The following is a 13,321-nucleotide window of genomic DNA, read 5'->3' as shown; positions in this document are numbered from 1 at the left end:
TGCAACATCGTGTAACAAGAATGGGGCAGATTGGCTTTCATGTCAAACATGGCAGCTGTCCAAACGATTTAAGTTGAACAATCTGCACCAACAAACTAGAACTTCTGCTATGCCTCGACGCACGAAAACGACCGCTCCCGACGAAGAGCCCGAAGAGAAGAAAAGTCCCTTTCTTCCTGGCAGGCCTATCAGCCTGCGAACCCTGGGAGACTATCTCGACCTCTCCCCTGCAACCATCTCGCTGGTGCTCAACAATGCGCCGGGGGTCAAGTCCATTCCGCAGGAGACGCGCGACCGCGTGACGGCGGCGGCGAAGAAGTTCGACTACCGCCCCAGCTTCTTTGCGCGGTCGCTGCGGCGACGGCAGAGCTTTTCCATCGGCGTACTCGTGCCCGAGTTGAGCGACGGCTACTCCGTGCTGGTGATGAACGGCATCGAAGAGGTTCTGATCGAGGAGGGCTACTTTTATTTGACGGCCAGCCATCGCCGCAAGGCCGACCTGATCGAGGAGTATCCGCGCATGCTGATGGATCGAGCGGTGGAGGGCTTCATCGCAATCGATACCGCGCTGCAGCACAGCCTGCCTATTCCCGTGGTAGCGGTCGCGGGCCACAGGCGGCTGGAGGGAGTGACCAGCATCACGCTCGATCATCATCGCGCGGCGGAACTCTCTCTGCGCCATCTGCACCAGCTTGGTCATCGCAACATCGCGTTCATGCGCGGACAGACTTTCAGCTCCGACTCGGATGATCGATGGAAGAGCCTGATGGCTGTGGCGCGCGATCTGCAGCTTGTGGTGAAGCCGGAACTGGTGGTGCAGCTGCAGATGAATCTCTCATCGCCGGAGCTGGGCTACCCGGTCGTGCAGCAGCTGCTGTCGCACAAGCAGCCATTCACGGCGCTTATCTCCTTCAACGACATTGCGGCCATCGGCGCCATTCGCGCCTTTCGCGATTACGGCATGCGCGTGCCGGAAGATGTATCGGTCGTGGGCTTTGACGATATCCAGGCTGCGGCTTATCACAATCCAAGTCTGACTACGATCCGCCAGCCTCTGCACAACATGGGCATGACGGCTGCGCGACTGCTGCTGCAGCGGCTGCAGATGGAGCGGGGAGAATCCAAACGGGAAGCTCCCGACCAGGTGACGATTGTGCCGGAGCTGATCATCCGCGAGTCCACGTGCCCACCGACAGCGGGCAAGCGCGTGCGCGCGTCAAGGGTGCGATAAAGGTGCGATAAACTCATGCCGTGACCGACTTTCGATTTGCAGATGTGAACGATGTGCCAGTGCTGACGGCGCTTATCAATCGCGCCTTTGCCGTCGAGAAATTCTTCAAGGTCGGAGAGCGCACGGACGAAACGGAGCTCGCTTCCCTGCTCGAGGCAGGCCGCATGCTGGTGGCCGAAGAGGCTGGCAGCGTGACCGGCTGCGTCTACGTGAAGATCGAAGGTGAGCGCGGCTACATCGGCCTGCTCTCGGTCGATCCCACACGGCAACGCACGGGCCTGGGCACCAGGCTCATCTCCGCAGCCGAAGAGTTCTGCCGCGAATCAGGCTGCCACTTTGCCGATATCACGGTCGTGAATCTGCGCGAAGAGCTGCCGGGCATCTACCAGAAGCTCGGCTACGTCATCACCGGCACCGAGCCTTTTCCTTCAGAGCAGAGGCCAGTCAAGATGGACTGCCACTTCCTCTGCATGAGCAAGGAGCTAGGCCACCGGTAAAGAACTCTTCCCGGTGGATCAGGCTGCGTCTGAAGATGCCTTGACGGGCGCGACCATCTCGGAAAAGTCGGCAATCGTCGAGAAGCTGGCGAGCACCATCGCAATGAGCGCGAGCCTGTTCTGGCGCAGATCGGCCTCGGGCGCCATGACCATCACCTTGTCAAAGAAGAGATCGACATGGGGGCGCAGCGTAGCGGCCTGCTCCAGCGCGTGGCCATACTCGCGGCGGCTGCGCAGCTCCTCGACCAGCGGCGCCAGCCGTCGGGTCTCGCGGTAAAGCGTCGCTTCCGCCGGATCTGCAAGCAGTGCTTCGACCACGCCGGTTGCTGCAATTTCTTCTTTAAACGCAAGCTTTTCAGCGGCCTGGCGCAGAATGTTCTTGCTGCGCTTGAAGGCGGCTGAGATGGCGGCGAAGTCAGCCGAGTCGCGCACCGTGGAGAGTGCTTCGGCACGCGCAACGGCGTCAGGAAGATCGGCGGAGCCAGCAGCAAGCACGGCATTGACTACGTCATAGGCGATGCCGCGAGCCTCGCGCAGGTAGAACTCCACTCGCTCGCGCAGGAAGGCAGTGAGAGAGCTGCGAGTGGCGGGGCTGAGCTCGCCGGAAGCATCGAGCAGATCGTCAAAGGTGAGCGGCAGAGCAGAGTCGGCGAGTATCTTGACGACGCCGTTGGCTGCACGGCGCAGGGCAAAGGGATCCTTTGAGCCGGTAGGTTCGAGACCCAGCGCAAACATCGCCGTCAATGTCTGAAAGCGGTCGGCAAGCCCGAGCAACTGCCCCTCAACGGTGGGTGGAATTGCATCTTCGCTCGACGCCGGACGGTATTGCCAGTAGATGGCCTGGGCTGCAGTTTCGCCAAGACCCTGCGCGCGAGCGTAGAGGCCGCCGACCACGCCCTGCAGTTCAGTGAACTCTTTCACCAGCTCAGCGGTGAGGTCGGTTTTCGCCAGTCGCGTGGCCGTTTCGAGCGCAGAGTGATCGAACTGGATGCCGCGCTCCCTCAGCAGAGCTGCCAGCGCAGTGACAAGGCTCAGATTTGCTTCCGTCTTCTGATGGTAGCTGCCGAGATCCTTCTGGAACGTGACCGTTTTCAGCAATTCCAGTCGCTCGCTCAGCGGAATCTTCTGGTCAAAGTTCCAGAAGAAGCGCGCGTCGTTGAACCTGGCGCGCAGCACGCGCTCGTTGCCGTGACGGATGGTGGCGAGACCCTGCTCGTCGGTCTCGGTGTTCAGCACGGCGAGGAAATGCGGCGCCAGCTTGCCTGCTGCGTCCTCGACGGCGAAGTACTTCTGGTGATCGCGCATTACGGTCACGAGCACTTCCTCAGGCAGCGACAGATACTCCGGCTCAAAGCCGCCGAGCACAACCTGAGGCCACTCGGTGAGGTGCGTGACCGTCTCGACCAGCGGCTCATCTTCGCGCCAGCGTGCGCCGGGCACCGTGCGGGTGACGGCGTCGAGCGCCTTGCGGATCTTGTGGCGGCGCGCATCCGGGTCGGGCATGACCTTTGCCGCCTCAAGCGCAGCGAGATAGTCCGATGGATGATTGATGGTGACGGCGTGGCCGCCATGCAGAATACGGTGGCCGTAAGTCAGGTTCGCAGCATGCACGCCTGCAAACTCGACGGGCACGATCGCGTGGTCGAGCAGCGCCAGCAGCCACTTGACGGGCCGCACGAAACGCTCCGGCTTGCCCGCGCGCCAGTACATATTTTTCGGCCAGTAGAGCGCGGTGAGCTCCCTGGGGAGCAGCTCGGTGAGAACCTCTGCAGCCTTACGGCCGGGCTTCTTCACAGTCGCGGAGACATATTCTCCCTTGGCATTTGTCAACTTAGTGAGCGCACCGATCTCAACCCCGGCCTTCTTCGCAAAGGCCTGCGCCGCCCCGGTTGGTACGCCGTCCTTGAAAGCGATACTCCAGGAAGGCCCTGTAAGCTGTTCGATTACATCGGCTTGCGATTCGAAGACCGCAGAGAGGCAGACGGTGAGCCGTCGCGGCGTGGAGTAGCTCTTGACCTCAGCATCCGGGCCGAGCAAGCGTTCGCGCTGCAGCAGATCCACCACTCGGCGCGCCAGCTCGGCCTGGGCCGGAGCCACCATGCGCGCAGGAATTTCTTCAAGCCCTGCTTCAAATAAAAAAGTAGCCATTTTCTTTCAATTGCCCTTATTCTGTTGCGCTGCGTAGGCCTTTGCCACTCCGACGGCGAGTGCGCGAATGCGTGCGATGACGCCGACCCGCTCAGTCACGGAGATGGCTCCGCGGGCATCGAGCAGGTTGAAGAGATGCGAGCACTTGAGGCAGAGGTCGTAGGCTCCGAGCACGGGAAAGCGCCGCAGGGCCCGCTCGACATCCTCTTCGGGTGCGGGCTTGCCACCATCGTGGACCAGAGTGTCGTGAATCTTCTGGTGATGCTCGGCCTTCTTTTCCGCCCTGGGGGAGAAGCTGTCATGGAAGCTGGCGAGCAGCGCCTGGCACTCAGCCTCATAGAGCCGCAGGTGCTCCCAAAGCTTCTTGATTTCGGCCGCTTCAAAGTTGTAGACGGAGAACTGCAGCTCCTCCTGGAGCCGCACATCGCCATAGGTGACGGCGTGGCCGGTCAGCGGGTCGCGTGCCCAGACAATGTCATAGATCGAGTCCACGTCCTGCAGAAAGGCGGCGATGCGCTCAAGGCCGTAGGTGATCTCACCCGAGATCGGATCAAGATCGATGCCGCCGCACTGCTGGAAATAGGTGAACTGCGTGATCTCAAGACCATCCAGCATTACCTGCCAGCCGATGCCCCATGCGCCGAGCGTCGGCGACTCCCAGTTGTCCTCTTCAAACTTGATGTCATGCTGCCGCAGGTCAATGCCGATCGCGGCGAGGGATTCCAGGTAGACCTCCTGAATATCGGCCGGTGGTGGCTTGAGGATCACCTGGAACTGGGTGTGCTTGTAGAGCCGGTTGGGATTCTCGCCATATCGGCCGTCTGCGGGGCGGCGCGAGGGCTGCGCGTAGGCGATGCGGATCGGCTTCGGCCCCAGCACGCGCAGAAAAGTGTCCGGCGACATGGTGCCCGCGCCTACCTCGACATCATAGGGCTGCTGAAGCACGCAGCCTCGTTCGGCCCAGAAGGTCTGCAGGCGAAAAAGGAGTTCCTGAAAGGTAAGAGGGGTTTTGGATGCGGCTGCGGCGGGCAAGTGGGTAACGCTCTCTCGTAGAAAAATTTGTCTCCCGTAATAGTAAACGGTGGAGAGAGAAACGAGCTCTCTCCGGCCCTCAGCCGCCGAGCTTCATCAGCGCGGTTGCCGTAGTCAGGCGGCGCTCCAGGTGCCGCTCCAGCGAGCGCAGGGCATAGCGCCTCAGGTCTGCGGCACGGCGGCGAGGCCAGTCACCCGAGGCGAAGGCAGCCACCGGCGACCGCAGGATGGCTGCCGCCAGCGCTATCGACTCAGGCGAAAGCGTCGCGCTTCCGTCACGCCTGTGCGTGGCGCAATGCAGCGTGTCCGCCAGCGGATGCCAGTAGGCAGGCGATTCACCGAAGGGCTCGCCGCAAAGGGCGCAGCGGGTCATCTCCGGCAGCCAGCCGTTAAGCCGGAGGATCCAGAGGGAGAAATAGGTCACCGGCATCCAGAAGCGGTTGACCTGGGTCTGCTCGACCACGGCGAGCAGCAGGCGAAAGACCGCATCCTGCGGATCGTGGTCCTGCAGCGTCTCTTCAAGAACCTCGGCATAGAAGGCGAGTGCCGTGGCGCGGCCATAATCAACCGGCTCCGAGAGGGGCGAGTGGATGATCTCGAAGGCGTCGAGGCGGGCCAGTTCCTGCCTGGGCCGCTCGGCGTAACTGGCGCGAACATGCGTCATCGGCTCGAGGGCACCACCGAAGCGGCGCCGCGACTTGCTGGCGGCCTTGGCCACGCCCTTGACCTTGCCCTGGTCGCGGGTAAAGAGCGACACGATCAGGTCAGCCTCATGCATGGGCCAGGTGCGAAGGACGACGGCTTCAGTGGAGTGCGCAATCACGACTGGCTTTAAGAATACCTACTCGGTGCGCAGCGCCTCCATGGGATCGAGGCGCGAAGCCCTCCACGCGGGCACGGAACATGCAGCAGCGGAAACCGCGAGCAGCACGGCGGTGACGGCGGCGAAGACAGCCGGGTCAAAAGGACGCGTGCCGTAGAGCATGGAGCGGATGAGCTGCGCGGCGGCCACTCCGCCGGCGAGGCCGCAGAGCAGCCCGGCCAGCGCCGGACGAAGGCCATCGACGAGCATCATGCGCATCACCTGTTCGCGTTGCGCACCCAGGGCGATGCGGATGCCGATCTCGCCTGTGCGCTGCGTGGCCAGATACGCGAGCACTCCGTAGAGGCCGACGGCAGCAAGCAGCAGCGAAAGCACCGCGTAGGCCAGCAACAGAAAGGCATTGAAGGCGGACTGCTGCGTGGACTGGCCGATCATCTCATCCATGGTCATCAAGTTGGCGACGGGCAGTGTGGGATCAAGCTGCGCGATCTGCTTCTGGATCGGCAAGGCGAGCTGGTTCGGGTCTCCCTGGGTGCGGACGGCGAGCGACGCCGACGACTGAATGCCGCCGAAGATGGGATAGTATGCGGTTGCGGCCATGGGGCCGTTGACCGAATCGCGCGTATCGCCCACCACTCCGATGATTTCATTGCCGGTGGGGGTTCTGGGGCGAATGAGCTTGCCGCCTGAGACGTAATCGTCGTTGTTTTCATCGATAATGTGTTTCCCGATGGGGTCTTCATGGGGAAAGTACTGTCGCACCAGAGCCTGGTTCACGATGACGTAGTGGCGCCGCTCCAGACGCTCGTTCGGCAGGAAGGTGCGGCCGCGCACCAGCGGAATTTTCAAGGTTGCGAAGTAGTCCGGATCGACCCAGCGGACGTCCGCATCGAGCCAGTCGCCCTTCGGCAGCGGCGGGTGCTCCTGAATGGTAAAGGCATCGTCCTCGCCGCCTCTTCCCGGCAGATCCGTCGTCAACGCAGCGGCGCGAACGCCGGGCAGCCGCCGCACGCGATCCAGCAGCTGCTCGTAGAAGTTCACAGTCTGCGCCGGCTGTTGATACTTGCCGTCGGGGAGATTCAGGTCCATGGTCAGGACATTCTGCGTGGTGCAGCCGAGATTCACGGAACGGAGTTGCTGGTAGCTCTTGAGCAGCAGGCCCGCGCCGATCAGCAGCACGACGGTCAACCCCACCTCAAGCGCAAGCAGCGCACGGCGCAGGCGGACGCGAGCCTGGCCTCCGCTCGACCGCGCGGACTCCTGGAGGACGCGGACCACCTGGTGATCCTGCGAGCCGATGGCCGGGATCAGACCAGCGATCAACCCGCAGAGCAGGGTGACGCCGACAGCGACCAGGAACACCGGCAGATCGATATGGATGGAGTCGGCACGCGGAATATCGAGGTGCGTCTCCGCAAAGGCAAGCAGCGCAAGATAGGCAAGGCCGAGGCCAAGCAGTCCTCCCAAGGCGCAAATCACCAGGCTTTCGCTGGCCTGCTCGCGGATGAGAAGCAGCCGTGTGCCGCCGAGTGCCATGCGGATGGCAAGCTCCCGGCGGCGAGCGGCCGAGCGGGCCACCAGCAGATTGGCGACGTTGAGGCAGGCGATCAGCAGCAGGCAGCCGGTGGCGGCGAGCAGAGTGAAGAGCGCCGGCTTATATTGGTGCACGGCCTCATCGAGCAGCGGCCGGCTGCTGACGGCGTCGCTGATGGGACCGTCAGGAAAGCGCTTGCGGATTCCAGCCTGGATCGCACTCAGCTCGGCAGTAGCGGCTGCCTCGGTCACTCCCGGCTTGAGCCGGGCGAGCACCCAGAAGTTATGCGCTCCATGCGATTGCATCATCTCGGGCGGCATCTGTTGCACGAGCGGAGTCCAGAGCTGGGTCTTCGCATCAGGATAGTGAAACCACTCCGGCAACACTCCGATCACGGTGTAGGGTTTGGCGTCGAGCCACAGCGTGCTTCCTATGGCCGACGGACTGCCGCTGAAGCGACGCTTCCAGAATCCCCAGGTGATGACCACGGTGCCGTTTGCGCCGGACCTGTCATCGGACGCGTTGAAGAAGCGGCCCAGATAAGGTTTGACGCCAAGGGTGGGAAAGACGCTCGCCGTGGCAACCTGCGCATCGATGCGCTCCGGTAAAGCGCCTGCCGCCCCGGAGAGATTGTACTGGCCATAGTTCACCAGCAGGGCCATGCTCGTGAAGCTGTGCGAGCCGCGTTGCCAGTCACGGTAGTTGCCGCCGGCTACCGCGCGGTCGCGGACGTTGCCGTGGGCATCGGCCTCCCGCAGCGAGACAAGCTGATCGACATGGGGAAACGGCAGCGGCTTGAGCAGCACCGAATGGACCACGGTGAAGAGCGCGGTAGTCGCACCAATGCCGAGGGCCATGACCAGGATCGCAGTCATGCTGAAGCCCGGAGTGCGGGCGAGGGTCCTGGCGGCATAGAGGAGATCGCGCCGTATCCCTTCGAGCCAGGCCAGCGAGTTCCCTTCCCAGACCTCTTCCCGCACGCGGGTCTGGTTGCCCAGCTTGACGCGAGCGCGGCGGCGGGCCTCGTCTTCCGGCATGCCGCGGGCGATGTTCTCTTCAACTTCGCAATCGAGATGCGCCTGGAGTTCGCTGGCGAGCTCGGCATCTTCGGCCTTGCGCTTGGAAAAGCGGCGAAATGGCATTGGGCTTCCTCGCTTCCTGCTCCGGTTGTTATTCCTCTGCTTCGCCCATGACGCGCCCAATGGCAGCGGCCATCTGGCGCCAGCGGCTGGTCTCGGCCACGAGCTGCTTCTTGCCCGCCGGGGTGAGTTTGTAGAACTTTGCCTTCCGGTTGTTCTCGCTCGGACCCCAGCTGGAGCTGAGCCAGCCACGGTGCTCCAGCCGGTGCAGGGCGGGATAGAGCGAGCCCTGCTCGACGACCAGCACGTCCTCTGAGGTCTGTTCGATATTGCGCGCAATGGTGTGGCCGTGCGCCGGGCCGAGGACGAGCGTGCGCAGGATGAGCATGTCCAGCGTGCCCTGCAGCATCTCCGCGCGTGATGATTTCCCTGCCATACTCTCCCCCAGATGTTCTATGGGAAGCGATGCTAGCACCACTCGACGTCCTATGGGAAGGCTTTTCTGCCGGGCCGTCTTCAGGAGGCGTTTTCCTATCCGCGCACGCTCCCTAGTAGACTTGACGACAGAATGATTCGCCGCCTCGTTTCAGCAAGTCTCTGCTCGCTCGCCCTCTGTCTCTGCGTCCACGCTGCCCATGCCCAGGGCACCAAACTCTGGTCCGAGTCGAAGTTCGACGAGTTTGAGCGGGGCAAGCCGGACGGCGTAGCCATCCAGAGCGATGGCCACCTGGCAGCGGGCCCGGCGACTCACTCGGTGTTCACCTCGGAGTCGACCTATGTATGGTCAGTGGCCGCGGACAAGGCCGGCAACGCCTACCTGGGCACGGGATCCCCGGCGACTGTGCTTCGCGTTACGCCCGATGGCAAATCGACGACGCTCTTCACCACCAAGGACCTCAGCGTGCAAGTTGTCCGCGTTGGGCCTGACGGCTCGATTTATGCAGCGACGCTGCCCTCCGGCAAGGTCTACAAACTGGCACCCGATGCCAAGGGGCTGGACGAGAGCAAGGCGCAGGTTATCTTCGATCCGGCCAAGACGGATGGCAAGGCGAAATACATCTGGGACATGGCGTTTGACGCTGCCGGGCGGCTCTATGTCGCCACCGGTGGCCCGGCCGCGATCTATCGCGTCAATACGGCGCAGCCTGACGCCAAGCCTGAACTCTTCTTTTCGAGCGATGAAGAGCACATCCGCGCTCTGGCCTTCGCAGCGAACGGCGATCTGATCGCAGGCACCGACGGCACCGGGCTCATCTACCGGATCGACAAACAAGGCAAGGGGTTCGTGCTCTTCAATGCGCCGAAGCGCGAGATTACCTCCCTCGCCATCGGCGCGAATGGGTCCATCTATGCCTCGGCTGTGGGTGAAAAGGGCAAGAGTACGCTGCCCCCGCTGCCGGTGCAGGGCAATCCAAATGTAACGGCGACGATTACGATTGTGCAGCCGGGCTCGGTCCAGGCGTTCAACGGAAACACGGTGGTTCCCGATGGCTCGGAGATATATGAGATCGTCCCGCAGGGCGCTCCGCGCAGGCTGTGGGCCGGGCACGACGATGTTGTGTATGCGCTGCGCTCCACACCGGACGGACTGCTGGCCGCGACCGGCAACAGAGGCCGCATCTACAGGATCGGGGAGGATGGAGAATACGCCGACATCGCCCACCTGGAGGCAGGACAGGCGGTCGGATTTGCAGACACGCCGCGCGCCCTCTACATCGGCACCAGCAACACCGGCAGGCTCTACTCCCTGGACCACAGCGCGGCCGCCAGCGGGACTTACCTGAGCGATATCTTCGATGCCGGTTTCGTATCGCAGTGGGGCCGCCCGGAGGTAGACAACGGGCCGGGCAGCAATGCTTCCAACTACGATCTTTATGCGCGCGTAGGCAACGTGGACAATCCGGAGCGAGGCTGGAGCGACTGGAAGAAGATAGCGCCGGCGGACAACCTGGGGCTTGAGCCTGCGCGCTTTGTTCAGTGGAAGGCAGTTCTGCATCCGGGCGCCTCGATCGGCTCCATCGGCATCAACTATCTCCCTGTCAATGTTGCGCCGGTTGTCGATGAAGTGCTTGTGGCGCCGGGGGTTCGCATCAACGCGGCAGCCCAGCAGCAACAACAGCCGCAGCCGGTGATCATCAATCTCCCCTCTGTTCAGAGCAACACGGTCAGCTTTAACCAGGAGCCGGGCAAGGAGCCGCTGACCGGATTCAAGGACAAGACCGCCATTACCGTGCGCTGGGCGGCGCACGATGACAATGGCGACGATCTGATCTTTGCCATCTACTACCGCGGCCACGGAGAGACGAACTGGCAACTGCTCAAGGGCAGGCTGACAGACCGCTGGTACACGTTTGACGCGGCCCTGCTGCCCGATGGTCCTTACCGGTTAAAAGTGGTTGCGAGCGATGCACCGTCTCACCCGGCGGGAGAAGAGCTGAAAGGCGATCGCAGCAGCGACCGCTTCCTGGTCGACACGACTCCACCGGCGCTGACCGGCATGACGGCCCAGATGGTGAACGGCAAGATACACGCATCGCTGACCGCCACCGATATTGCGACACCGATTGCCCATGCCGAATACTCCGTGGATGCGGGGCCGTGGCAGTATCTTGAGCCGGTAGGAAAGATGTCAGACGCGCTGGTCGAGAAGTACGACTTCCTGGCGCCGCTGACGACGCCGGGCGAGAAGACAATGCATCCATCCGACTCTGCGGAGCATGTGATCACGGTGCGCGTCTACGACCGCTACGACAATGTATCCGCGGTCAAGGCCGTGGTGCGGTAGCCGCCTGTGCGCTTTGAACTCTTTGTCGCCGCACGCTACCTGAGGGCCAAGCGCCGTCAGGCGGTGGTGGGCGTAATCACGGGCATTTCGGTGGCGGGCGTGGCGGTGGGCGTCGCGTCCCTCATCATTGCACTTGCCATCACCACGGGCATGCGCCGGGATCTGCAGGAGCGGCTGCTCAGCTCCACCTCGCACGTCGAACTGATGCGGATCAAGAGCGACGGCATCCGCAACTGGAGACCGCTGCTGGACAAACTACGTCACCTGCCGCATGTGACGGCAGCCGCGCCCGGTCTCTACGAGCCGGTGCTCATCTCGCGCGGAGCGCGGTCGGGCGGCGCGATCATCAAGGGCATTGTTCCTGCGGAAGAGCGCAGCGTCAGCGATCTGCTTGGAGAGATCACGCAGGGTAGCGCTGCGCCGCTTTCTGAGAGCGGGCCAGCGATTCTCCCGCCCATCGTCATCGGCTCGGACCTGGCCGACTCCATAGGCGCGGAGGCCGGCTCGACGATTATGGCCATCAGCCCGCAGGGAGAGCTCACGCCCTACGGGCTCGTCCCGAAGTATCAGCGCTTTCGCGTGGCCGGCATCTTCCATTCCGGCTTCTATCAATACGATTCGAGCTTCGCCTTTGCGCGGCTCACGGATGCGCAGGCGCTCTTCGGTGAGCCGGATGTGATCTCGGTCATATCGTTCAAGGTCGATGATCTCTACCACGCCGACCGCATTGGCCGCGAGATCGAAGATGCCGCCGGAGCAGGCTTTCAAACCACGAACTGGATGGAGCAGAACCGCGAGCTCTTCCGCGCGCTGAAGCTGGAGCAGATCGTCACGTTCATCGTGATCGGGCTGATCGTCTGCGTTGCTGCCCTGAATATTCTGATTGCCCTCACCATGATGGTGATGGAAAAAACCCGGGATATCGCTGTCCTGATGTCGTTCGGTGTGCAACCGGCGCAGGTGCGGCGAATCTTTATGCTGCAGGGCGTCCTGATCAGCGTGGTCGGCACCGCGCTGGGCCTGGTGATCGGATATGTTGCGGCGTGGGCAGGCGGCCACTACCGCTTCATCCAGCTCTCTGCTGACATTTACTCCATCGACTACCTGCCGTTCGCGCCTCGCCTGATCCACGGAGTGGTGGTTGCTGCAGTGTCGCTGGGCGTGTCGCTGCTGGCCACAATTTATCCTTCCGCGTCGGCTTCACGCGTGCATCCGGCAGAGGCGCTTCGCTATGAGTAGGGGCGTAGGGTATGGTGGATGCGTTAACCCGGAACGGCTTTTCTGCGTCTTAGAAAAAAGATGATGGCTCATAAAATGAGAATCCGAACCACGTTTCTGCTATCTGCTTTTCTTCCCTGCCTTTCGATGATGAGCCTGCCCGCGGCGAACGCGCAGGAAGGCCAGGTCAATACCCAGGCCCTGGTGCAGCGCGCCTCGCATAATGAGCTGGCTCCGACCGGCAACGACCACCTCTTTCGCTATCTGCTGCATAAGGTGGATGATGGTAAAGACACCACCAAAGAAATTGTCGAAACCAGGGACGGAGACGTAGCCCGGCTGGTCGCGACGGATGGCAAGCCACTCAGCGCGGACGCGGAGAAAGCCGAGATGGATCGGCTCAATAACCTGCTGGCGCACCCGGAACTGCAGAGGCATCGCCAGCAGGCGGAACAGGAAGATAACAAGCGGGCCGACGAAATGGTGCGGCTGCTGCCGGACGCCTTCCTCTATAAGTTCGAAGGCATGGTTCCGGGCCCGAACGGCCCCTGCTATCGCCTGAGCTTTCAGCCAAACCCGAACTATACTCCGCCGGATCGCGAAGGCGAGGTCTATCACGGCATGGCGGGAGAACTCTGGATCGATAAAGGCCAGGAGCGCATGGTCAAGTTCGACGCGCACCTCATTGATGACGTCAGCTTCGGCTGGGGTATCCTCGGCAAGCTATACAAGGGCGGCAGCATCCTGGTCGAGCAGAAGGATGTGGGCGATCACCGCTGGGAGACGACGCACATGAAGCTGAGCCTGACCGGCAAGGCACTCATGATCAAGCCGCTCAGTTTTCAGACAACGGAAGACGCTTCCCAGTTCGAGCCTGTAGGCAGCAACCTCGGCTATCAAAAGGCTGTCCGCCTGCTGCAGTCTTTGCCACAGAGCAATCCAGGAAGATAACCACTCGGTTACCCCTTAAAGCT

Annotated in this window: 10 protein-coding genes; 5 read left to right on the top strand and 5 right to left on the bottom strand. The window is 62.4% G+C overall.

Going from position 1 to position 13,321, the window contains the following annotated elements; all coding sequences use genetic code 11:
* The first annotated feature begins 109 nt into the window (after window positions 1-109).
* Window positions 110-1,231 (top strand): LacI family DNA-binding transcriptional regulator, encoded by a 1,122-nt coding sequence (locus C7378_RS05570; RefSeq protein ID WP_131993150.1) that lies wholly within the window; start codon window positions 110-112, stop codon window positions 1,229-1,231.
* 20 nt (window positions 1,232-1,251) lie between these two features.
* Entirely contained in the window at window positions 1,252-1,728 is a 477-nt protein-coding gene (locus C7378_RS05565; protein ID WP_131993147.1) for a GNAT family N-acetyltransferase, read from the top strand.
* A gap of 18 nt (window positions 1,729-1,746) precedes the next feature.
* Here the strand turns inward: C7378_RS05565 and glyS are convergent, their stop codons facing one another.
* The 5 genes from glyS to C7378_RS05540 form a co-directional block, all read right to left on the bottom strand.
* Window positions 1,747-3,876 (bottom strand): glycine--tRNA ligase subunit beta, encoded by a 2,130-nt coding sequence (gene glyS / locus C7378_RS05560; protein WP_131993144.1) that lies wholly within the window; start codon window positions 3,874-3,876, stop codon window positions 1,747-1,749.
* Between the two features lie 6 nt (window positions 3,877-3,882).
* A complete protein-coding gene (locus tag C7378_RS05555) occupies window positions 3,883-4,908 on the bottom strand; it encodes a glycine--tRNA ligase subunit alpha (protein ID WP_131993141.1) in 1,026 nt (341 codons plus the stop codon).
* A 79-nt stretch (window positions 4,909-4,987) separates the two neighbouring features.
* Window positions 4,988-5,731 (bottom strand): DNA repair protein RecO, encoded by a 744-nt coding sequence (gene recO, locus C7378_RS05550; protein WP_131993138.1) that lies wholly within the window; start codon window positions 5,729-5,731, stop codon window positions 4,988-4,990.
* An 18-nt stretch (window positions 5,732-5,749) separates the two neighbouring features.
* Window positions 5,750-8,407, bottom strand: a complete 2,658-nt coding sequence (locus tag C7378_RS05545) for an ABC transporter permease (protein ID WP_131993135.1) — start codon at window positions 8,405-8,407, stop codon at window positions 5,750-5,752.
* Window positions 8,408-8,435: 28 nt separating this feature from the next.
* Complete coding sequence (locus C7378_RS05540; RefSeq protein ID WP_131993133.1) at window positions 8,436-8,780, bottom strand: PadR family transcriptional regulator; 345 nt, start codon at window positions 8,778-8,780, stop codon at window positions 8,436-8,438.
* A gap of 132 nt (window positions 8,781-8,912) precedes the next feature.
* On the opposite strand from C7378_RS05540, the gene C7378_RS05535 reads away from it, so the two are divergent.
* The 3 genes from C7378_RS05535 (at window position 8,913) to C7378_RS05525 (ending at window position 13,298) form a co-directional block, all read left to right on the top strand.
* Entirely contained in the window at window positions 8,913-11,129 is a 2,217-nt protein-coding gene (locus C7378_RS05535) for a hypothetical protein (protein WP_243648092.1), read from the top strand.
* Between the two features lie 6 nt (window positions 11,130-11,135).
* On the top strand, window positions 11,136-12,368 hold the full coding sequence (locus tag C7378_RS05530; protein ID WP_131993130.1) for an FtsX-like permease family protein: 1,233 nt from the start codon (window positions 11,136-11,138) through the stop codon (window positions 12,366-12,368).
* Between the two features lie 75 nt (window positions 12,369-12,443).
* On the top strand, window positions 12,444-13,298 hold the full coding sequence (locus C7378_RS05525) for a hypothetical protein (protein ID WP_131993127.1): 855 nt from the start codon (window positions 12,444-12,446) through the stop codon (window positions 13,296-13,298).
* The last annotated feature ends 23 nt before the right edge of the window (window positions 13,299-13,321 follow it).

The organism is Acidipila rosea (genome assembly GCF_004339725.1).
Taxonomy (GTDB): Bacteria; Acidobacteriota; Terriglobia; order Terriglobales; family Acidobacteriaceae; genus Acidipila; species Acidipila rosea.
This window is presented reverse-complemented; position numbering and strand designations above follow the sequence as displayed.